This window comes from Burkholderia sp. RF4-BP95 (assembly GCF_001521985.1).
Taxonomy (GTDB): Bacteria; Pseudomonadota; Gammaproteobacteria; order Burkholderiales; family Burkholderiaceae; genus Burkholderia; species Burkholderia diffusa.
The window spans coordinates 40379-59931 of sequence record NZ_LOSX01000066.1 but is presented as its reverse complement, the minus strand read 5'-3'; the positions used below and the strand labels follow the sequence as shown (position 1 = coordinate 59931).

The window sequence follows — 19553 nt, the reverse complement described above, 5'->3', positions numbered from 1 at the left end:
CCCAGGGATTGCCCGATGGCGGACGACGCCGATTCGCTCGTCCCGGACGCTTGCTTCGGCCGGCGCAGCACCTGCACGAGCGCAGGATCGCGCGAGCGCCCCCGGAACAGCCGGTGCGGTATGCGAGTCTCGCGGCATGCCGGGTGCCGCGCGACGCGACGAAAGTCGCGAGCGGGGCGGCTCGATACATCCGGTTTGGGGCTGCAGGGGCAACGTTCCGCGCCTGATGGCGCAGTTTCACGCCGCATGCATCGCATCGTGACGCAGGCCGCAATCAATACACTTTCCATGCACGCGTTGAACACACTGCACGAACAGGTCGAAAAATTCAGGGAATGGGCGGCGCTATACCCAGTCCGCCAGCGAAGTGTCGAATGGGAATGTGAGTACGGCGATTGGGAAGCGCTGTGGGACGCGTCGCTTGCCGTCGTCGACTCGCTTGCGCCAGCCGCCTGGACCGCAACCGCGTGCGCCGATCTGCTTTACGCGATTGCCCGCGACCACACGCTGGAACACATTTCGAGCATGCTCTGGACGCAACCCGACGCGTTGCTGGCACTCGCGCGCGCCTCGATCGACGCGTCGGAGCCGAACGCCAAATGGCAGCTGGCCGCGCGACTCGGCGGGCTGGGTTCGCATGCCGCCGAGGCCGAGGCACTGCTGTTGCGCCTGGTGGACGACGAGGACGAATACGTGCGCCGACGTGCCTTGCTTGCGTTGGGCGCACTGAAGTCCGCTCATGCCGAGGCGCTCGCGGAGCGTGCGTGGCACACCGGACACGAATATCAGCGGATTGCTGTGTTGTGGGTGCTCAAGAACATCCAATCCGGAAAGCTGGCGCAATACGTGAAGCTGGCCGAGGAAGACGGTCGCGAGTACGTCGTACGGAACGCGCGAGACGTGTCATGAATATGGGTTGAACGGCCGCGGCATCGTGCGCAGCCTGCGGCTGGAACCCGGCGGTGGTTGGTCGGCAGATCGGCCTATGATGGGTCGAAAAGCGGACATTTCTAAAAAGCTACTACACCCGAATTGCCGATAACTATGATTATGTCAAATACTAAATTCACTCGACAACACCACTGAAATCCCGACCCGACGCCACCAGAATCCCGCCTCACCGGTCGCTCGGCAGCACCGATTCCCAGCGCGAACGCAATTGCGGCAAAACCGGCGACACGCAACGCCCCCGACGGCCGCCCGCCAGACGCCGTCTCCAACTACCGCAAACCGCCCGCAACAGGACGATCAGGACAACCACATCCCCTGCATCTTGTGCGAGAAATGCGCGCGCTCGGCTGTCTCCATCAGCGACAGGAATTCGTCCTGCATCATGTGGATCAGCGCTTCGTGGTCGCCGGCCTCGAAATACACTTCCGGCTGCTGCGCGAGATGTTCCTCGAGGAACGTCTTCATCCCGTACGCCATGCACACCGGCGGCAACGCGCCGAGGTCGCAATCCTTGAACAGTTCGCGCAGTTCGATTTCCCTGGCGAGCACGAGATGACGGCCGGTCTTGACCCAGAGGTCCGACAGGCGCACCGCGTGCGACGTCGGCAGCACGGCCGCGACGTAGCCTTCGTCGTCCTCGAGCAGCACGGTTTTCGCGAGGCGATCGCCGGGGATATGCGCGGCAGCGGCCGTCTCCATGCTGGTGTGGCTATACGGGTGGTACACGACTTCGTACCGCGATGACTTCTGGCGCAGGCAATCCTGCAGGGTGGCTGATACAGGCATGGCACACCTCGTCTTGACGAATCGGGCGAACGAAGTTCGCTCCGGATTCGTTCAGCATAGGTCGCATTGCGGCCAATGGAAACGCCCTCGCTCGACGTCCGCATGGGCGGTCCGATATCTGGCTTCGGCCCTTTTTGCGGTCGACACGGACGCCCTCGCCGGCATGCGAAATTCGTGCCCGGAACGCGCATGGAACATGCCGGCCATACCCGCCGCTCTTGAAGACAAAACGGGCGATAACTGGTCCGGTACGATGACCCGAATCCATGCGACGCCGGACTCAAGCTAGACCGTTAGTTGCATTTAAAGAACGGGCGTCGGGGCCTGAAAATCATTCGTCAGCCGCCCGGGATCAGTCGGCCACGCAGCGGCAAAGCCGTCGCAATCCACGCCCGACAAAGACCGAAACGCGCCCTATACTGAGCCAACCGCCCGCCATCCTGCGGCGGCCGATTCCGGGAGCGACCATGCATTACCAGTTGATCTACGAACTCGTCGAAGATTACCTGTCCCGGCGCGAACAGTACCGTGCCGAGCACCTCGCACTCGCGCAGGCGGCAACCGAGCGCGGCGAGCTCATGCTCGCCGGCGCATTGCAGGATCCAGCCGACCGGGCCGTGCTCGTCTTCGAGGGCGACTCGCCGGAAGCCGCCGAATCGTTCGCCCGCGCCGATCCGTACGTGCAGCACGGCCTCGTCAAATCCTGGTGCGTGCGTCCGTGGCGCGTCGTGGTCGGCAAGCACGCCCCGCGCTAGCGGCGCCCCCGGCTACAGCCACCCCGCCCGCTTGAAGCGCCACCACAACGCGAGATCGGCGGCGACCATCACCGCGATGCAGCCGTAGAAGCCGTACTTGAGGTGCAGTTCGGGCATGTTCGCGAAGTTCATCCCGTAAATGCCGGCGATCATCGTCGGTATCGCGAACAGCGCGGCGAACGAACCGAGCCGCTTGGTCACCTCGTTCTCCGAGAGCGAAATCATCCCTAGGTTGACCTGGATCGCGGTCACGACCATCTCGCGCCGCCCTTCGATCGTCTTCACGATCCGCTGCAGGTGGTCGTACACGTCGCGGAAGTAATGCTGCATCCCGCTGCAGACCTGCGGAATGCGCCCGCCGGTGAGCTTCGCGAGCGGCTCGATCAGCGGCGCCGTGTGCTGGTGCAGCGTCACGAGCCGGCGTTTCAGCGAATAGAGATCCTCGATGATCGCGCGCGACGACGCGGGCGAGGCCTTGGTGAAGATGCGGTCCTCGAGTTCCTCGAGCTCGTTGCCGAGCGTCTCGAGGATCGGGAAATAGCGGTCGACGACCTGATCCATCAGCGCATAGAACACGAACGCCGACCCTTCCTGCAGCAGATGCGGCTCGCGCTCGCAGCGCTTGCGCACGTCTCGGAAGTCCTGCTCGGTATGGTTGCGGATCGACAGCACGTAGTTCGGGCCGACGAACACGTTCAGCTCGCCGACCTTGAATTCGCCGTCGTCGTCGAGCTCGACCATATGCAGCACCGCGAACAGCGAATCGCCGTACTCCTCGATCTTCGGCCGCTGATGCCCCTTGCGGGCATCCTCGAGCGCGAGCTCGTGCAGCCCGAATTCCTCGCCCATCAGGTCGATCTCGTCCGGCGTCGGATCCTTCAGCGCGACCCACACGAAACACTCGGGCTTCGACACGTAGTCGCTGATGGCGTCGATATCGATTTCCGCCAGCTTGCGGCCGTCCTGGTATGCAGCACAGTTGATCAGCATGTTGTCCGTCATGTTGCAGTTTTCGCATCAGTTTACCGGTTTGACGCGCGGGCGGCCCGGCTTGCGCGACACGCCGATATTGGTCATGATCGGACTGCGTGCGACGCGGCACGCGCACGACATCGCTTCGACAGACGCACGGCACGGCCGTGCGGCCCAACCGTCAAGGAGACAAACCCATGTGGTATTTCTCGTGGATACTCGGCATCGGCGTGGCGCTCGGCTTCGGCATCATCAACGCGATGTGGCTGGAGGCGGAAGTCTTCCCGCGCGGCGACAAGCGCAGCGACGCGTCGCGCGGTGATCCGGGGGGCCGGTATTCGTGACGCACCTGGTTTTCTTCTGCGGTCATGCCGGCACCGGCAAGACCACGCTCGCGAAGCGGCTGATCAGGCCGCTGATGCGCGCGACCGGCGAAGCCTTCTGCCTGCTCGACAAGGACACGCTCTACGGCCGCTACAGTTCGGCCGCGATGGGCGCCCTCACCTCCGATCCGAACGATCGCGACAGCCCGCTCTACCTGAAGCACCTGCGCGATCCCGAATACCAGGGCCTGCTCGACACGGCCCGCGAGAACCTCGCGCTCGGCATCGGCGTGCTCGTGGTCGGCCCGCTGTCGCGCGAAGTGCGTGATCGGCGCATCCTCGACCGCACGTGGCTCGGCATCGGGCCGGACGTCGTGCTGACAGTCGTGTGGGTCCATACCGCGGAAGACGTCGCGCACCAGCGGATCGTCGCGCGCGGCAATCCGAACGACGCATACAAGCTCGCGCATTGGGACGAATACCGGCAACGCCGCTTCGTGCCGACCGGTCACGAATGCGACGGCATCGTGATGTTCGACAACACCGCGCCGTCCGACGCGGACATCGATGCGCTGCTGTACCGCATCGCACCGCCGGCGCCGCAGGCAACGATCGTCCCGCCGCTGCCCGCCTGAGCGGCGCGCACCGCCCTGCTCTTCCCCGCCGCGACGCGCTAAAAAAAACGCCGGAAGCGCTGTTGCGCTCCCGGCGTCGCACGGTCCTCGTGCCGGAGACCGATCGTCAGGCGACTTCGTGCACGCGCTCCATCGTGCCGCCTTCGTACAGTTTGCCGAAGCGGTTCGCGAGGAACGCCTTCAGCGACACCTTTTCCTGCGGGATGAAACCGCTCTGCGGCAGCTTCTTTTCGCGGAACAGATCCAGCACCGCGCACATCGCGCCGGCCGTCGTGATCTGGATCGCGCTCATGTGCATCCCGCACACGTCCTTCGCGAAAATCTTGCGCGTGAATACGTCCTGCACGAGCTGGCCGTCCTTCACGCCCGTCACCGTGACGAACACGAGCACGACGTCCTGCTTCGTCGACGGCACCGCGCGGCGCATGATCGACTTCAGCGTGTCGCGGTCGCTCGACAGGCGCAGGTCCTCGAGCAGGAACTGCACGAGTTCGCGGTGGCCCGGATAGCGCACCGACTTGTAGTCGAGCGTCTCGACCTTGCCCGACAGCGTTTCGCACAGCGTGCCCAGGCCGCCCGACGTGTTGAACGCTTCGTATTCGGTGCCGTCGAGCGAGAAGTGCTCGAGGCCTTCGAGCGGCTGCACCCACTGCTTGCGGCCGTCGCGGATCGCTTCGCACGGCTGGCAGTATTCGTTGATCAGGCCGTCGACGCTCCACGTCAGGTTGTACTTCAGCGCGTTGGTCGGATACTCGGGCAGCGCGCCGACGCGCATCTTCACGTCGCGCACTTCGCTGAAGCCGTTCACGAGCTCGTGTGCGGCGATGCCGATGAAGCCCGGCGCGAGGCCGCATTGCGGCATGAACGCGCGGTCCGAACCGTCCGCCAGTTCGCGGATCGCGTGGGTCGCACGCACGTCTTCGGTCAAATCGAAGTAATGGACGCCGGCAGCCTTGGCCGCCGCGGCGACGTTGACCGCGAGGTAATACGGCAGCGCGTTGACGAGCGCATCGAAGCCCTTCACGGCTTCACGGATCGCATTGGCGTCGGCCGAATCGACACGTTGCGTCGCGATGCCTTCACGCGACAGCTTAGCGAGCGCATCCGCGTCGCGGTCGAACGCGACCACTTCGTAGTCGCCCGTTTCACGCAGCATGTGAGCAATGGTGTGGCCGATCAGACCTGCGCCGACGATGGCGATTTTCATGCGCTTATCTCCTGATGATGAGTTTGGTGTTGGTGTGTACGGCGTCGAGCCATGAACACAGTTTAGGGACGCGCAAAATCAGTTCCAAGACGAAGAATGATGCGAAACGACCGTTTAATTCGACGATATGACGACGGATTTCGTCACAACGACCAAATCGTCTAAAAATCGCGTATATGACGCGCCGCAAACGGGCCGCGATGGGCGCGTTTGGACGGGCACGAAGGAACATGCAAGGAGGAAGATGCGCGAGGCAACGCCCCGCCCCGCGGCGCGCGCCGTCGGCGGGTATCAGGAAAAGGGAAAGGAAGAAAAACCGGCGCGACGAATCGAAACGCGCCGCGATGTCACATCGCGACACAGCACGCGATACGTCATCCGCCGATCGTGCCGCGATCGATCTTGCGCGACAGGATGATCGACGTCGTCGTGCGCTCGACGCCTTCGAGCGTGCCGATCTGGTCGAGCAGATCGTTGAGCCGCTCCGGCGAATCCGCACGCAGCCATGCGACATAGTCGTATTCGCCGCTCACCGCGCACAACAGCTGCACCTCGGGCATCCGGTCGAGCTTGCGCAGCACGTCCTTGCCGAACTTCGGCGTGAGGATGATGCCGACGTACGCATAAATGCTTGCATCGAGCACGTCCTGTCCGAGCCGCACGCTGTATCCGGCGATCACGTTGGTGCGCTCGAGCCGCGCGATGCGCGCGACGACCGTCGTGCGTGCGACGTCGAGCTGTCGCGCGAGATCGGCGACGCTTGCGCGCGCATCCGCTTGCAGCAGCGCGACGAGTTGCCGGTCGAGGTCGTCGAGTTGGTCGAGGCGAGGTGGACGCATGAGGCTGGGCCGGCGTGCAACGCGCCGGCGAAATGGAACGTGACGCGATGATAGCGCCGAACGCCGGTGCGCCCAAACGGCATCGCACGCGGTCACGGGCTCACGCGTTCGCATCGCCCGCCTCGTTCGCGTGCCGCGTCCGACGTGTCGATCGAACGCCGTTGATCGTCGCCCGCCCGCTGTGTCCCTTTCAATTTCGATTCGTATCGGATGTAAGCAAGTGTCGCTTTCGCTGTCGCGTTTCAGGCGACGTGCTACTAATATCGGGTGACAAGAGTTCGGCGCTCGCGGCATCGGCCGCCGCGCCCGCTCGCACGACACCACCCCGGAGAGCCAACCATGAAGAAAATCTCGCTCACCCTCGCCACGCTCGCCGTTGCGGCCAGCGCATTCGCGCAAACGCCGCCGCAACCGCAAACGCCCGCTCCGGCGACGGCGACGGCCGCATCGGCCCCGAGCGCCGAACAGCGCGCGGCGCGCCACGAAGCGCGCATCGAGCAACGCATCAAGTACCTGCACGATCAGCTGAAGATCACGTCGGCGCAGGAGCCGCAATGGAAGACGTTCGCCGACACGATGCGTGAAAACGGCGACACGATGGGCCGCCTCTATCGCACGCGGATGGAAAGCCGGAACGTATCCGCGGTCGACGACATGAAGCAGTACGCGGAACTCGCGCAGGCGAACGCGGACGGCGCGAAGAAGCTCGCCGACGCATTCGCGCCGCTCTACGAGAGCTTCCCGGCCGACCAGAAGGCCCTCGCCGACACGACGTTCCGCAGCTGGCTGCATCACGGCGGCGAACACCGCGGCAAGGGCAAGGCCAGGAGCAAGGAAGGCAAGGCGGCCGCCGCGCCGGCTGCAAGCGCGCCCGCACAACCCTGACGTCCGCGCGCCGGCGTCGCGCATCCCGCAGGAATTCGGTGCGTCACACGGCGCGCCGGATTCGGGATAAGCTGCCGGCTTTTCCCGCACTTCCCCCCGCCATGCTCGAACTCAAGCACATCGATCTGCGTACCGACCCGCAGGCCCGTCGCGTCGTGAAGGACGAAACCGTCACGGTCGCATTCGCGGAGGCCGACGGCGAACTGATGAGCCTCGAAGGCCCGAACCGCTATGTCGCGGGCGACGCGCTGATCACCGGCTCGACCGGCGACCGCTGGGTCGTGTCGCGCGCACGCTTCGACGCGAAATACCTGCCCGCCGATCCGGCACTCGCGCACGGTGCGCCGGGCGCCTACCGGAACCGGCCGGCCGTCGTGCTCGCCCGCCGGATGGACGAGCCGTTCACGATCGCCCGCTCGGAAAACGGCGACACGCTGTGCGGCGTCGCCGGCGACTGGGTGATGCAGTATGCGCCCGGCGACTACGGCGTCGTCCAGGCGCAGCGTTTCGCGCAGGTCTACCGCGACGCGTAACGCGTCGCGCGCGACGCCGGCATCGCGCCGGCGCGCGCGTTCACGTCAACGTTCAGGCAAAGTCTTCGTCGAGTTCGAGTTCCGCATCGCGCTCGACAGCCTCGCCGGCCGCGTGCCGCTCCTCGAGCGAGCCCAGCATCGCTTCCGTGTACGCATGCAGCACCGCATGGCTGCGGGCGCGCTGCATCGGCCGGAGCGCCAGATAACGCGCCAGCGCGGCCGGCACGATGCGGATGTCGAGCGTCATCCGTTTCGGCGTCGAACCGAAACGCATCGCGAGCCACTGCACGGACAGGAAACGCCCGCGTGCGTCGCTGCTTTCGGCAAAGCGCGTCTGCTCCGGAAAGAGATCGCAGATCACGCGCGCGAGCGCGTCGAATTCGGCGCTCTGGCATTCGATCAGATAGTCGTCCATTCCGCCTCTCCCGTCAGGCCGCCGCACGCGGCGACCGGCACGTCTTCACCAGCACGGCGACCAGGATCGCGGCCAGTACGAAATACACGGCCTCGAGCGATCCGGCCGGCAGCACGCGCACCTGATACAGCAGCGCCGGAGCGACCGCCAGCGCATGCAGCACGATCGCGAGCGGCAGCACGCCCGCGCGGCCGGCGCGCACACCGCGCCAGACCAGCACCGACAGCGCGAGTTGCACCACGAACGCCGAGCAGCGCTCGAGCAGCAACAGCAGCATCGACTGTGCCGACAAGGTCGCCAGCATCACGTGCAGCCGCACGACGGTATCGCCCGGCAGGTCCGCGAGCTGCGTCTCGAGCTGGCCGCGGCTCGCGAGCCACGCGAGATACGACCACTGGCCCCATACGAGCACGCCGACGAACCAGGCTTCGGCGCCGGCATGGCCGATCCCGTAGCCGATGCCGCGCCCGTCGCCGGCCGACGCGCCGTAGCGCCGGCTGAGGAACCGGACCCCGAGATAGCGGCCGACCTCTTCGAACACGGCGGTCGCGAGCGCGCTGTATGCGACGAATGCGAGCGGCTGCGTGAGCCAGCCGCCGGCGGGCGTCTGGCTCAGCACGAGGCCATGGAATGCGCGTTCGACGATCATCGCGAACAGCGTGAAGACGGCGACACCGACGATCGTGTCGCGGCGGTCGAGCGAAAGTGGCTTGCGCAGGAGACGGAAGAGAACGAACGGCAGTAGCGCGATGATCAGCGTGGCGGCGATCAGCACCGCCAGCGTGACGGGAGCGACAGTCATGAATTTCCTTGTTCGGGGCAGCGCACCTGACGCGCCGCGTGCCCCGAATGATACTCAGCTTGCGGTCGACGCGCGCGCAATCAGCTCGCCCGGCAGCAATGCGACGCGCACGTCGCCGGCCGCGCCGTCGATGCGCTCGTGCACGAATTCGACGGCCTTGTAGCCGATCTCGTAGGTCGGCTGACGAATGGTCGTGATGCCGATCAGCTCGGCCCACTCCGGATCGTCGATCGACAGCAACGCGGCCTTTTCCTGCCACGCCGCGCCGAAACGCGCGCGCAGATGGCGCGCGATCGCGAGCGCGACCGGCGCGTTGGCGGCGAACAGCGCCGCACGCACGCCGCGCCGCGCCGCGTCGTCGATGCGCGCGTCGACGTCGGCAAGCGCCGCCGCGGCCGCGGCGGGCTCGTTCAGGTCGAGCACGATCGTCGGCGGCACCGGCAGTCCGCGCGCGTCGAGCGCCGCGCGAAACGCGGCCTCGCGCAGGCGCCGCGAGCTGACGCGCTCGAACGGCTGCACGACGAAATGGATCGCATCGAAGCCGCGCGCGACCAGGTGCGCGATCGCCGTCTCGATCGCCTCGGTATTGTCGAGCCCGATCAGGTCGGCCTCGAAGCCCTCGACCGTCCGGTCGACGAGCACGGCCGGAATGCCGGCGCCGCGCAGCGGGCGCAGCACGTCTTCCTCGGCGCCGAGCGCGTTGACGATCAGCCCTTCGACCCGGTAGGTCGTGAGCAGCTGCAGGAAGCGCCGCTCCATCTCGACCTCGTTGGCCGCGTGACAGATGAGCGGCATGTAGCCGAGCGCGTGGCACGCGGCCTCGACGCCCTGCAGCACTTCGACGGTATACGGATTGGTCAGGTCGGCCGCGAGCATGCCGAGCAGCCGGTTGCGGCCGCGCTTCAGCCCGCGCGCCATCTGGTTCGGCCGGTAGTTGAGGCGCGCGATCGCCGCCTCGATCCGCTGGCGCAGATCGGCGGACAGCACGTGCGTCTCGCCGTTCAGATAGCGCGAAACGCTGGTCTTGCCCGTGCCGGCTTCGCGTGCGACGTCGCTGATCGTCGCCGGACGCTGCGTGGAAGGTTGCGAATCGCTCAAGTCGTGCCTCGCGACGTACGATCCGCGCCGCTTCGTGTGCGAACGGACCTTTGTTGTTGGATACGAAAGCCACCCGGCGGACGCCGCCGCCCCCCTGCTTCGCGGTCGATCGAAGCCGGCGCGTTCGCGCCCGCTCCGGTCGCCTGAAACGCACGGCGATCGGCCGCACCGGACCTGGCACGGATGCCCGCCGCCGAACGCCGCCGGCCGCGTGGCCGGGTCGTCGATGCGACGAGCGGGCGATCATAACGCAGCCTGCCCTCCCGTACCAAGACCATCGCCTCTAACCCGGCCGGCGGCCCCGCCGGCCGACCGCCCACGCTCAGACGCGCGCGAGCGCGTCGGGATTGACGAGGTTCGTGCGCAGCGTGCCGGCCAGCGCGCCGACCAGGTTTTCCGCGGCGCAGCGCGCCATCGCATGGCGCGTCTCGTGCGTCGCCGAGCCGATATGCGGCAGCGCGACGACATTGTTCATCCGCAGCAGCGGCGAATCCGCCGGCAACGGCTCCTTCTCGAACACGTCGAGCCCCGCGCCGCGGATCGTGCCCGCGCGCAGCGCGCCGACCAGCGCGGCCTCGTCGACCACCGGCCCGCGCGATGCGTTGATCAGGATCGCGCCGCGCTTCATCTTCGCGAATTCGGCCTCTCCGATCAGGTGACGCGTTTCCGGCGACAGCGGCACCTGCAGGCACACGAAGTCCGACTGCGCGAGCAATTCGTCGAGCGTCACGCGACGGGCTCCATACTGGGTCTCGGCTTCGGCATGCGCGGAACGATTCGTGTACAGCACCTGCATCCGGAAGCCGAGCGCCGCGCGGCGCGCGACCGCGCCGCCGATCCGCCCGAGCCCGACGATGCCGAGCGTCTTGCCCTGCACGTCGGTGCCGTACAGATCGGGGCCGATGCTGCGATGCCAGTGGCCGGCCTTCACCCACTCCGCCAGTTCGACCACACGCCGCGCGGACGCGAGGATCAGCGAAAACACGGTATCGGCGGTCGATTCCGTCAGCACGTCGGGCGTATGCGCGAGCACGATGCCGCGCCGCGTGAGATCCGCGACGTCGAAGTTGTCGTAGCCGACCGAGATCGTCGACCAGGCCTTCAGCCGCGGGGCGCGATCGAGCATCTGCGGCGTGACCTTCAGGCTCGCGCCGATCGCGCCGTCCGCGTCGCCGAGGGCAGCGGCGAGCGCGTCGGCGCCGTCGGCCTGCACGACTTCCGCATGCTCGCGCAGATACGCGAGCACGTCATCGGGCAGCGGCTTGTACGCGACGATACGAGGCTTCATCGTTTTCATTTTCCTTGCAGCGGCGTCGCGAGCGGGTGCGCATCGCGCGCCTGGGGTTTGACGGACAGCGTGAGGATCACCGCGGCCACGAGCGCGGCGCTCATGAACGCGTACGATGCGACTGGCGACCCGGTCGCCCCGTTCAGATAGCCGACGAAGTACGAGCCGACGAACGAGCCGAGCGCGCCCATGCTGTTGATCAGCGCCATCGCGCCGCCGGCGACGTTCTTCGGCAGCAGCTCCGGGACGATCGCGAAGAACGGGCCGTACGGCGCGTACATCGCGGCGCCCGCGACGACCAGCAGCGCGTACGAGATCCAGAAATGCGACGAGCCGAGCGCATACGACGCGGCGAACGCAGCCGCGCCGACAAGCAGGAACGGCCACACGAAGCCGCGGCGCGACCCGACCTTGTCGGACGCCCACGACGCGACCAGCATCGCGATCGTCGCCGCGAGGTACGGCATCGCCGACAGCCAGCCGGTCGCGACCATGCCGAGCTCGGAGCCGTTCTTGACGATCGACGGCAGCCACAGCACGAAGCCGTACACGCCGATGCTCCAGCAGAAGTATTGCGCGCACAGCTTGATCACCGCCGGCGACCGGAACGCCTCGCCGTAGTTGCGCACGGGCTTGATCGCCGCCTGTTCGGCCGCGAGCGCGGCATCGAGGTCGCTCTTTTCCTGCGCGGTGAGCCACGGCGAATCGGCCGGCTTGTCCTGCACGAGGAACCACCAGCACACGGCCCAGATGATGGCCGGCACGCCTTCGGCGATGAACATGTGGCGCCAGCCGAATTCGTGCACGAGATAGCCCGACACGATCGACATCCACAGCACGGTGACCGGGTTGCCGAGGATCAGGAACGTGTTCGCGCGCGAGCGCTCGTTCTTCGTGAACCAGTTGCTGATGTAGATGAGCATCGCCGGCATCACGGCCGCTTCGACCACGCCGAGCATGAAGCGGATCGCCATCAGCGACGGGATGTTGGTGACGACGCCCGTGAGCGCCGCGCAAGCGCCCCACAGCACGAGGCTGGCGAACACGAGCTTCTTGACGCTGCGGCGCTCCGCATAGATCGCGCCCGGAATCTGGAAGAAGAAGTAGCCGAGGAAGAACAGCGCGCCGATCAGCGACGACAGGCCCTTGCTGATCCCGAGGTCCTGGTTGATGCCGGCCGCTGCCGCGAACCCATAGTTCGCGCGGTCGAGGTAAGCGAGGCTGTACGTGATGAAGACGATCGGCATGATCGTCCACCAGCGTCGTGCTGCGAGATTGGCTGCCATCAGAGTGTCTCCTGGGTGGACCGGAGCGGGCGCTCGAGCGCTTGCTCCCGTCCCGTCCTTTCGGGAATCGACCGGCGTCGGCGCATCGGCGCCTGCTCCGGCCTCATGCAAAACCGTGCGCGAAGCACGAAATGGGTCCGCGGATTGTGCCGTGTCCGGCCTCTCATTGCGCGGTGACGCTTTCCTCTAAGCGATCGGCTCGATTGCTGACGTTTTCGAGCCGATCGAGTGCCTCGCGGGTCGGCAGGCCTTCCGAATCGCCGATCACCTGGATCGCGAGCGCCCCGATGCGGTTGCCGCGCGCGACCGCCTGCTCGACGGACCGGCCTTCCAGCAGCGCGCTGACCACGCCGACCGCGAAGCCGTCGCCGGCGCCGACCGTGTCGACCACGTTCGCGACGCGCTCGCCCGCGACCGTGCCCTCGCGGCCGTCGGCCGTGCGAAAGTACGCGCCCTCGGCGCCGAGCTTGATCACCACGCCGCGCGCGCCCTGTGCCAGATAGAAGCCCGCGATGTCGGCGGGCGTGTCGTGCCCGGTGAGCTGCTGCCCTTCGGCCAGGCCCGGCAGCACCCAGTCGGCGAGCGTCGCGAGCGCGTTCAGCGTCTTCGCCATCACGTCGGCGGACGGCCACAGCGTCGGGCGCAGGTTCGGGTCGAACGAGATCGTCTTGCCCGCCGCGCGCATCTCGCGCGCCAGCTGGAACGCGAGTTCGCACGACGTCGCGGAGATCGCCGGCGCGACGCCCGTCAAGTGCAGGTGACGCGCGCCGAGCACGTAGTCGGCCACGTAGTCGTCGCACGACAGGTGGCTCGCGGCCGAGCCCTTGCGGAAATATTCGACGGTCGGGTCGCTGCCGTCGTCGTTGCGCGATTTCAGCTGAAACCCGGTCGGATAGCGCGGGTCGACGATCACGCACGACGCGTCGATGCCTTCGCGCGCGAGCGTGTCGAGCACGTAACCGCCGAACGAATCGCGGCCCACCCGGCTCATCCAGCCGACCCGGAAGCCGAGCCGCGACAGGCCGATCGCGACGTTCAGGTCCGCGCCCGCGATCCGTTTCGTGAATTGCGACGCGTGCGCGAGGTGGCCGGGCTCGGCGGCGACGAACATCGCCATCGCTTCGCCGTAGGTCACGACATCGAGTGCTGCCTTCATCAGTAAATTCCTCCGTATCCTTCCTGCGTCACGCGGCGGCGAGCCACGCCACGCGCCGGCCAGCATCGCCCGCCAGGTCCGCGGCATCGAACGGGAATTCGATGCCGCGCGGCGCCGCTTGCGGCAGGACCGCGAGCACGTCCGTGACGAGCGTGTCGCCCGGCGCCGGCGCCACCGCGAAACGGCGCGCGCCCTCGCCCTCGACTGCCTTGCAATGAATGTATTCCACATGCGGCGCGAGCGCGTGCGCGCACGCGAGCGGCGCTTCGCCCGGCCACTGCCAGTTGCCGATGTCGAACGTCATGCCGAGCGCATCGGGCACGCCCGCGTCGGTCAACGCGGCGAACAGCCCGCTGAATTGAGCGAGCGCGCCACCCACCGGCAGCTGGCCGTTCTCGACCACCACGCGGGCACGCGCGCCGCGCGACAGCGCGACGATCCCGGACGCATGCGCGTCGCCGGCGAAGCCGCCGAGCTGGAACTTGACGAAGCGCGCGCCGAGCGCGTCGGCTTCCACGAGCGTGTCGCGCAACGCGTCGGCATCGAGCGCGCCGGTTTCCGTGTACAACGTGGCCGGCGTCGAATAGACCGACCACAGCCCGTGCGCGGCGAGTGCCGCGCCAAGCTCGGCCAGCGCGCCGGGCGTCGCGTCGTCGTCCGATGCGAACAGCTCGCGCCGCACCTCGAAACCGGTCGCGCCGGATGCGGCCGCGGTCGCGATGAATGCACGGTGGCCCTCCTGACGCACGCGGTCCATCCCGAATGCGCTCGCCACGATCACGATGTCTGCCATTTCTGCCCTTTTTTTTACCGGAATGGAACCGGTTCCATTTGCTTGAGACGGATGTTGCGCTTCGCATCCGGTGCACGCCATAGAGGAAATCCCTAGGCCGGGCCGCCGCGCGCCCGCGCACGTGCGTCCGGCATTCCACCACCCGGGTCGGCGCCTATTCGTCGTCGTGCGTGATGCACATGTCGAGGAACTGGGCCGCCACGCGCGACGGCGCGGCGCCGTGCGGCACGAGGATCGAGAAATGGCGCGTGAGCGGCGCCGGGGCCAGCGAGCGCGGCACGAGCGCCGCATCCTCGTGCCGCAGCGACATCGCGGACACGAAACCGACGCCCATCCCCGCGCGCACGGCCTCCTTCACGGCCTCGACGCCCGCGATCTCGAACGCGACGCGCATCGGCGCGCCGCCATGCGCGAACGCGCGTTCGACGAGCTGGCGCACGCCGGAACCCTCCTCGCGCAGCACGAGCGGATGCGCGGCGAGTGCGTCGAGCGTGACGCCGGTTTCGTATTCCGGCGCGGCGAGCGGATGTCCGGCCGGCACGACCGCGACGATCTCGTCCTCGTGCCACGCATGCACGGCGGTGCCGGGCGGCAGCGCCTCGCCGGGCGGCCCTTCGATCATCGCGATGTCGAGCGACGCCAGCGTGGCAACCACGTCGGCCGTATTGCCGCTCATCGTGTGGATCGCCACCCGCGGCACGCGCGGCTGAAACGCCGCGATCAGGTACGGCAGCAGGTAGCTGGCGGGCGTCGTGCTCGCGCCGATCCGCAGCGTGCCGGCGTCGAGCCCGCGCACGGCGTCGCGGAACGCGCGCGCCTGCGCGAACGTGTCGCGCTGCGCCTTCGCGTACTGCGCGAGCTGTTCGCCGACCGGCGTCAGGCGGATGCCGCGGCCCTCGCGCTGGTACAACGGCTCGCCGAACTCGTCCTGCAGCAGGCGCAGCTGGCCCGACACGGCCGGCTGCGACAGATGCAGCGCGACGGCAGCGCGGCTGATGTTCAGATGTTCGGCGACGGCCGCGAACGTTATCAGTTGATCCGGGGTCATGAGCGTGAATTATCGGATTTCCGGATAGTTTACGTCACAAATCACAATTTTTCATATCGATATAACCAAATTAGGATTAAGCCATCGCAACCCGTTTCATCACGGTGCCCCATGTCCACTGCTCCGACTCCCCATCTCAATCACGCCGCCCCGTCGATGCGCGGCCAGTTGAACGGCGTGCTGTTCGTCGCGCTGTTCGCCGCCGCGGTCACCAGTCTGTCGCAACTTCCGGCGATCGCCGGGCTCGGCCTGTCGCCGCTGATCGTCGGCATCGTCGCAGGCGCGCTGTACGGCAACGCGCTGCGCGACGGCATGCCCACGAGCTGGGCGGCCGGCGTCAATTTTTCCGCGCGCAAGCTGCTGCGCATCGCGGTCGCGTTCTTCGGCCTGCGCGTGAGCCTGCAGGAAATCGCGCAGGTCGGCCTGCCGGGCCTGACGGTGTCGGTGCTGGTCGTCGTCAGCACGCTCGCGATCGGCACCTGGGTCGGCATGAAGGTGATGAAGCTCGATCGCGACGCGGCGCTCTTGACCGCCGCCGGCAGCGCGATCTGCGGCGCGGCCGCCGTGCTCGCGTTCGAATCGACGCTGCAGTCGAAGCCGCATCAGAGCGCGATGGCCGTGGGCAGCGTGGTGCTGTTCGGCACGCTGTCGATGTTCCTCTACCCGCTCGCGTATCACGCCGGCCTGCTCAATCTCGACCCGGCCGGCCTCGGCCTGTTCTTCGGCGGCACGATCCATGAGGTCGCGCAGGTGGTCGGCGCCGCGAGCGACATCAGCCCGCAGGTCGCGCACGTCGCGACGATCGTGAAGATGACCCGCGTGATGCTGCTGGTGCCGGTGCTGCTCACGCTCGGCTGGTGGCTCGCCCGCTCCGCGCGCCCGGCCGGTGCGAGCGCCGACGGCGCGCACGGCAAGCGCAAGGTGGCGGTGCCGTGGTTCGCGCTCGGCTTCCTCGGCTTCGTGATCGTCAATTCGCTGAACGTGCTGCCCGCCGACGTCACGCACACGCTGAACGTGCTCGACACCTTCGCGCTGACGATGGCAATGACCGCGCTCGGCATCGAGACCCGCGTGTCGCAGATCCGCGAGGCCGGCCCGCGGGCCCTGACCACCGGCCTGATCCTGTACGTCTGGCTGATCGCCGGCGGCTACGGGATCACCTGGGCCGTGCAGCGCTGGCTTGGCTGAGCCGCGCACCACGCCGCGACACGCGCCGCGCCCGACGGGAAGGTCCCGCGGGCGCGGCGCAGTGCTATGCTTCGCGTCGTTTTCCTTCGCCCACTTCACCATCCTCTTTCAGCCGTGCTCTCGTTCCTGCTGAAGCTGCGCACTCGCGCCCAGACGCTGTTCCGCCTGTCGGACGCCCATACGATGCTGATCTGGTCGGCCATCGTCGGCGTCGGCGGCGCCTTCGCCACGATGGCGTTTCGCGAAGGCATCGACCTGATGCAGCGCCTGATCTCCGGGCACAGCGGGAGCTTCGTGCAGATGGCGCGAAGCCTGCCGTGGTACGTGCGGTTCTGGATGCCGGCCGCGGGCGGCTTCCTCGCCGGCTGCGTGCTGCTGCTCGCGACGCGCGGCGTCCGGAAATCCGGCAACACCGACTACATGGAAGCCGTCGCGCTCGGCGACGGCGTCGTGCCGGTACGGCAGAGCCTGTGGCGCAGCGTGTCGTCGCTGCTGACGATCGGCAGCGGCGGCTCGATCGGCCGCGAAGGCCCGATGGTGCAGCTCGCCGCGCTCGCCGCATCGCTGGTCGGCCGCTTCGTGCACTTCGACCCGCCGCGCCTGCGCCTGCTCGTCGCGTGCGGCGCGGCGGCCGGCATCACGTCCGCCTACAACGCGCCGATCGCCGGCGCGTTCTTCGTGTCCGAAATCGTGCTCGGCACGATCGCGATGGAAAGCTTCGGGCCGATGGTCGTCGCATCCGTCGTCGCGAACATCGTGATGCGGGAATTCGCCGGCTACCGGCCGCCATACGAGATGCCGGTGTTCCCGGCCGTGACGGGCCCCGAGGTGCTGCTGTTCGTCGTGCTCGGCGCGCTGTGCGGCGTGCTCGCGCCGCAGTTCCTGCACCTGCTCGATGCGTCGAAGAACCAGTTCAAGCGGCTGCCCGTGCCGCTGCCGGTGCGGCTCGCGCTCGGCGGCCTCGTGGTCGGCGTGATCTCGGTGTGGATTCCGGACGTGTGGGGCAACGGCTACAGCGTCGTGAACCAGATCCTGCATTCGCCGTGGACCTGGCAGGCGCTCGTCGCGGTGCTGGTGTTCAAGGTGATCGCGACCGCCGCGACCGCCGGCTCGGGCGCGGTCGGCGGCGTGTTCACGCCGACGCTGTTCGTCGGGGCCGTGTTCGGGTCGCTGTTCGGGCTCGCGATGAACGCGCTGTGGCCCGGCCACACGTCCGCGTATTTCGCGTATGCGATGGTCGGAATGGGTGCGTTCATGGCCGGCGCCACGCAGGCGCCGCTGATGGCCATCCTGATGATCTTCGAGATGACGCTCAGTTACCAGGTCGTGCTGCCGCTGCTGGTGTCGTGCGTGTTCGCGTATTTCGTCGCGCGCGCGACGGGCACGACGTCGATGTACGAGATCACGCTGCGCCACCACCAGGACGCGCAGGAACGGCTGCGGCTGCGCACCACCCAGATGCGCGAGCTGATCCAGCCCGCGCAGACGGTCGTGCCGCTCACCGCGAGCGTCGCCGACATGACGCGCGTGTTTCTCGAATATCCGGTGAAGTATCTGTACGTGACCGACGACGCCGGGCGCTTCCGCGGCGCGGTCGCGTTGAAGGACATCACGTCCGACCTGCTCGACAAGCGCGACACCACCGACAAGACGGCAGCGCACTACGCGCATACGCCGTTTCCGCTGCTCACGCCCGACATGCCGCTCGCGACCGCGCTCGAGCGCTTCATGGCGTTCCAGGGCGAACGGCTGCCGGTGATCGAAAGCGAGGCCGAGCCGACGCTCGCGGGCGTCGTCTACAAGACGTCGCTGCTCGACGCGTACCGGCGGATGACCGGCGAGCGCTGAGCTGTACGGGGCCCGTTCAGTCCGGCGCGCGCCCCAGCACGACCCGCGCGAAGAACCCCGCCAGCACCGATTCGGCCACGTCGGCCGAAACATGTTGCGGATCGGCCGTGTAGTACGACTGCACGCCGTCGCACAGGCACATCAGCCCGAACGCGAGCGTCTCGGCCGGCAGCAACAGCGGCGTGCCCGCGCGCTCGGCGAAGCGCTGGATGAATTCGGCCATCTGCAGCCGCTTGCCGTGCAGGAACTGGTTGAAGCGCACGCGAAACTTCGCGTCGCGCGCCGCCTGCAGCTTCGCCTCGCCCCACAGCAGCGAATATTCGTCGTCGCGAAACAGCGTCCGGTAGTACGCGAGCGCCATCGACTCCATCTGCTCGCGCGGCCCACCCACCTCGAAGATCGCCTCGAAATCGGCCCGCACCGAATCATGGTCGCGCTCGAGCAGTTCGAGCAGCAGTTCCGACTTGCTGCGGAAATTCGAATAAAACGCGCCGCGCGTATAGCCGGCCGCCGCCGCGATGTCCTCGACGCTCGCGGCGACATAGCCTTTCTTCAGAAAAATCCGGTGCGCGGCATTCAGCAGACGTTCGCGCGTCTGGTCCCTGCTCTGCTCGCGAGTTAAGCGCTGTGGTTTCATGGCGCGCAGTCTAGCACCAACTCCCTTTCGGATTCATCTTTGCATTCAGATACAGGTGTGTATTAGAATCCGCCACAGTTTTCGAACGACCTCGTTCGACTGTGTTCG

At 67.3% G+C, this 19553-nt stretch carries 21 protein-coding genes; 8 read left to right on the top strand and 13 right to left on the bottom strand.

Features of this window, described 5'->3' with window-relative positions; translation table 11 throughout:
• The first annotated feature begins 246 nt into the window (after nucleotides 1-246).
• Nucleotides 247-909, top strand: a complete 663-nt coding sequence (locus WS46_RS21470; RefSeq protein ID WP_059691681.1) for a HEAT repeat domain-containing protein — start codon at nucleotides 247-249, stop codon at nucleotides 907-909.
• Between the two features lie 339 nt (nucleotides 910-1248).
• Here the strand turns inward: WS46_RS21470 and WS46_RS21465 are convergent, their stop codons facing one another.
• Nucleotides 1249-1737: an aminoacyl-tRNA deacylase gene (locus tag WS46_RS21465; RefSeq protein ID WP_044848239.1), complete on the bottom strand. Its 489-nt coding sequence runs from the start codon at nucleotides 1735-1737 to the stop codon at nucleotides 1249-1251.
• Between the two features lie 467 nt (nucleotides 1738-2204).
• On the opposite strand from WS46_RS21465, the gene WS46_RS21460 reads away from it, so the two are divergent.
• Nucleotides 2205-2492 (top strand): YciI-like protein, encoded by a 288-nt coding sequence (locus WS46_RS21460; RefSeq protein WP_059691680.1) that lies wholly within the window; start codon nucleotides 2205-2207, stop codon nucleotides 2490-2492.
• 12 nt (nucleotides 2493-2504) lie between these two features.
• Here the strand turns inward: WS46_RS21460 and corA are convergent, their stop codons facing one another.
• Nucleotides 2505-3482 (bottom strand): magnesium/cobalt transporter CorA, encoded by a 978-nt coding sequence (gene corA / locus WS46_RS21455; RefSeq protein ID WP_059524542.1) that lies wholly within the window; start codon nucleotides 3480-3482, stop codon nucleotides 2505-2507.
• Between the two features lie 179 nt (nucleotides 3483-3661).
• Between corA and cydX the strand changes: the two genes are divergently transcribed.
• Both cydX and WS46_RS21450 read left to right on the top strand, forming a co-directional pair.
• Nucleotides 3662-3808: a cytochrome bd-I oxidase subunit CydX gene (gene cydX / locus WS46_RS33050; protein ID WP_063888607.1), complete on the top strand. Its 147-nt coding sequence runs from the start codon at nucleotides 3662-3664 to the stop codon at nucleotides 3806-3808.
• Nucleotides 3805-4422: an ATP-binding protein gene (locus tag WS46_RS21450; RefSeq protein WP_059691679.1), complete on the top strand. Its 618-nt coding sequence runs from the start codon at nucleotides 3805-3807 to the stop codon at nucleotides 4420-4422. Before cydX ends, WS46_RS21450 begins: the two co-directional genes overlap by 4 nt.
• 106 nt (nucleotides 4423-4528) lie before the next feature.
• Here WS46_RS21450 and WS46_RS21445 read toward each other — a convergent pair whose 3' ends face one another.
• Nucleotides 4529-5629: a saccharopine dehydrogenase family protein gene (locus tag WS46_RS21445; RefSeq protein WP_040144221.1), complete on the bottom strand. Its 1101-nt coding sequence runs from the start codon at nucleotides 5627-5629 to the stop codon at nucleotides 4529-4531.
• Between the two features lie 374 nt (nucleotides 5630-6003).
• On the bottom strand, nucleotides 6004-6468 hold the full coding sequence (locus WS46_RS21440) for an Lrp/AsnC family transcriptional regulator (RefSeq protein WP_006481526.1): 465 nt from the start codon (nucleotides 6466-6468) through the stop codon (nucleotides 6004-6006).
• 339 nt (nucleotides 6469-6807) lie between these two features.
• Between WS46_RS21440 and WS46_RS21435 the strand changes: the two genes are divergently transcribed.
• Entirely contained in the window at nucleotides 6808-7353 is a 546-nt protein-coding gene (locus tag WS46_RS21435) for a Spy/CpxP family protein refolding chaperone (protein WP_059691678.1), read from the top strand.
• A gap of 101 nt (nucleotides 7354-7454) precedes the next feature.
• The gene (locus WS46_RS21430) at nucleotides 7455-7886 is read left to right on the top strand and encodes a PGDYG domain-containing protein (protein ID WP_059691677.1); all 432 of its coding nucleotides are present in this window, start codon (nucleotides 7455-7457) and stop codon (nucleotides 7884-7886) included.
• Nucleotides 7887-7938: 52 nt separating this feature from the next.
• Here WS46_RS21430 and WS46_RS21425 read toward each other — a convergent pair whose 3' ends face one another.
• The 8 genes from WS46_RS21425 to WS46_RS21390 form a co-directional block, all read right to left on the bottom strand.
• On the bottom strand, nucleotides 7939-8301 hold the full coding sequence (locus tag WS46_RS21425) for a DUF3022 domain-containing protein (RefSeq protein ID WP_059691676.1): 363 nt from the start codon (nucleotides 8299-8301) through the stop codon (nucleotides 7939-7941).
• 13 nt (nucleotides 8302-8314) lie between these two features.
• On the bottom strand, nucleotides 8315-9103 hold the full coding sequence (locus WS46_RS21420; RefSeq protein ID WP_059691675.1) for a YhfC family intramembrane metalloprotease: 789 nt from the start codon (nucleotides 9101-9103) through the stop codon (nucleotides 8315-8317).
• A 54-nt stretch (nucleotides 9104-9157) separates the two neighbouring features.
• On the bottom strand, nucleotides 9158-10201 hold the full coding sequence (locus WS46_RS21415) for a LacI family DNA-binding transcriptional regulator (protein WP_059691674.1): 1044 nt from the start codon (nucleotides 10199-10201) through the stop codon (nucleotides 9158-9160).
• A gap of 322 nt (nucleotides 10202-10523) precedes the next feature.
• Nucleotides 10524-11489: an NAD(P)-dependent oxidoreductase gene (locus tag WS46_RS21410; RefSeq protein WP_059691831.1), complete on the bottom strand. Its 966-nt coding sequence runs from the start codon at nucleotides 11487-11489 to the stop codon at nucleotides 10524-10526.
• A gap of 5 nt (nucleotides 11490-11494) precedes the next feature.
• A complete protein-coding gene (locus tag WS46_RS21405) occupies nucleotides 11495-12775 on the bottom strand; it encodes an MFS transporter (protein ID WP_059524268.1) in 1281 nt (426 codons plus the stop codon).
• 163 nt (nucleotides 12776-12938) lie between these two features.
• On the bottom strand, nucleotides 12939-13931 hold the full coding sequence (locus WS46_RS21400; protein ID WP_059691673.1) for a sugar kinase: 993 nt from the start codon (nucleotides 13929-13931) through the stop codon (nucleotides 12939-12941).
• 28 nt (nucleotides 13932-13959) lie between these two features.
• Nucleotides 13960-14724 (bottom strand): TIM barrel protein, encoded by a 765-nt coding sequence (locus WS46_RS21395; RefSeq protein WP_059691672.1) that lies wholly within the window; start codon nucleotides 14722-14724, stop codon nucleotides 13960-13962.
• A 154-nt stretch (nucleotides 14725-14878) separates the two neighbouring features.
• Nucleotides 14879-15772, bottom strand: a complete 894-nt coding sequence (locus WS46_RS21390; protein WP_059691671.1) for a LysR family transcriptional regulator — start codon at nucleotides 15770-15772, stop codon at nucleotides 14879-14881.
• A 111-nt stretch (nucleotides 15773-15883) separates the two neighbouring features.
• On the opposite strand from WS46_RS21390, the gene WS46_RS21385 reads away from it, so the two are divergent.
• Together WS46_RS21385 and WS46_RS21380 are read left to right on the top strand one after the other, a co-directional pair.
• Entirely contained in the window at nucleotides 15884-16960 is a 1077-nt protein-coding gene (locus WS46_RS21385) for a YeiH family protein (RefSeq protein WP_059691670.1), read from the top strand.
• Nucleotides 16961-17074: 114 nt separating this feature from the next.
• Nucleotides 17075-18808, top strand: coding sequence for a ClcB-like voltage-gated chloride channel protein (locus WS46_RS21380; protein ID WP_218921275.1), 1734 nt, complete (start codon nucleotides 17075-17077; stop codon nucleotides 18806-18808).
• A gap of 16 nt (nucleotides 18809-18824) precedes the next feature.
• On the opposite strand, the gene WS46_RS21375 is transcribed toward WS46_RS21380, so the two are convergent.
• On the bottom strand, nucleotides 18825-19445 hold the full coding sequence (locus WS46_RS21375) for a TetR/AcrR family transcriptional regulator (RefSeq protein WP_059524255.1): 621 nt from the start codon (nucleotides 19443-19445) through the stop codon (nucleotides 18825-18827).
• Nucleotides 19446-19553: the final 108 nt, after the last annotated feature.

Coding starts and splice junctions, on each gene's coding strand:
- WS46_RS21470 (WP_059691681.1), top strand. CDS start 247: ATGCATCGCATCGTGACGCAGGCCGCAATCAATACACTTTCCATGCAC.
- WS46_RS21445 (WP_040144221.1), bottom strand. CDS start 5,629: ATGAAAATCGCCATCGTCGGCGCAGGTCTGATCGGCCACACCATTGCT.
- WS46_RS21410 (WP_059691831.1), bottom strand. CDS start 11,489: ATGAAGCCTCGTATCGTCGCGTACAAGCCGCTGCCCGATGACGTGCTC.
- WS46_RS21395 (WP_059691672.1), bottom strand. CDS start 14,724: ATGGCAGACATCGTGATCGTGGCGAGCGCATTCGGGATGGACCGCGTG.
- WS46_RS21385 (WP_059691670.1), top strand. CDS start 15,884: ATGTCCACTGCTCCGACTCCCCATCTCAATCACGCCGCCCCGTCGATG.
- WS46_RS21420 (WP_059691675.1), bottom strand. CDS start 9,103: ATGACTGTCGCTCCCGTCACGCTGGCGGTGCTGATCGCCGCCACGCTG.
- corA (WP_059524542.1), bottom strand. CDS start 3,482: ATGCTGATCAACTGTGCTGCATACCAGGACGGCCGCAAGCTGGCGGAA.
- WS46_RS21430 (WP_059691677.1), top strand. CDS start 7,455: ATGCTCGAACTCAAGCACATCGATCTGCGTACCGACCCGCAGGCCCGT.
- WS46_RS21440 (WP_006481526.1), bottom strand. CDS start 6,468: ATGCGTCCACCTCGCCTCGACCAACTCGACGACCTCGACCGGCAACTC.
- WS46_RS21375 (WP_059524255.1), bottom strand. CDS start 19,445: ATGAAACCACAGCGCTTAACTCGCGAGCAGAGCAGGGACCAGACGCGC.
- WS46_RS21435 (WP_059691678.1), top strand. CDS start 6,808: ATGAAGAAAATCTCGCTCACCCTCGCCACGCTCGCCGTTGCGGCCAGC.
- WS46_RS21460 (WP_059691680.1), top strand. CDS start 2,205: ATGCATTACCAGTTGATCTACGAACTCGTCGAAGATTACCTGTCCCGG.
- WS46_RS21400 (WP_059691673.1), bottom strand. CDS start 13,931: ATGAAGGCAGCACTCGATGTCGTGACCTACGGCGAAGCGATGGCGATG.
- WS46_RS21465 (WP_044848239.1), bottom strand. CDS start 1,737: ATGCCTGTATCAGCCACCCTGCAGGATTGCCTGCGCCAGAAGTCATCG.
- cydX (WP_063888607.1), top strand. CDS start 3,662: ATGTGGTATTTCTCGTGGATACTCGGCATCGGCGTGGCGCTCGGCTTC.
- WS46_RS21425 (WP_059691676.1), bottom strand. CDS start 8,301: ATGGACGACTATCTGATCGAATGCCAGAGCGCCGAATTCGACGCGCTC.
- WS46_RS21390 (WP_059691671.1), bottom strand. CDS start 15,772: ATGACCCCGGATCAACTGATAACGTTCGCGGCCGTCGCCGAACATCTG.
- WS46_RS21405 (WP_059524268.1), bottom strand. CDS start 12,775: ATGGCAGCCAATCTCGCAGCACGACGCTGGTGGACGATCATGCCGATC.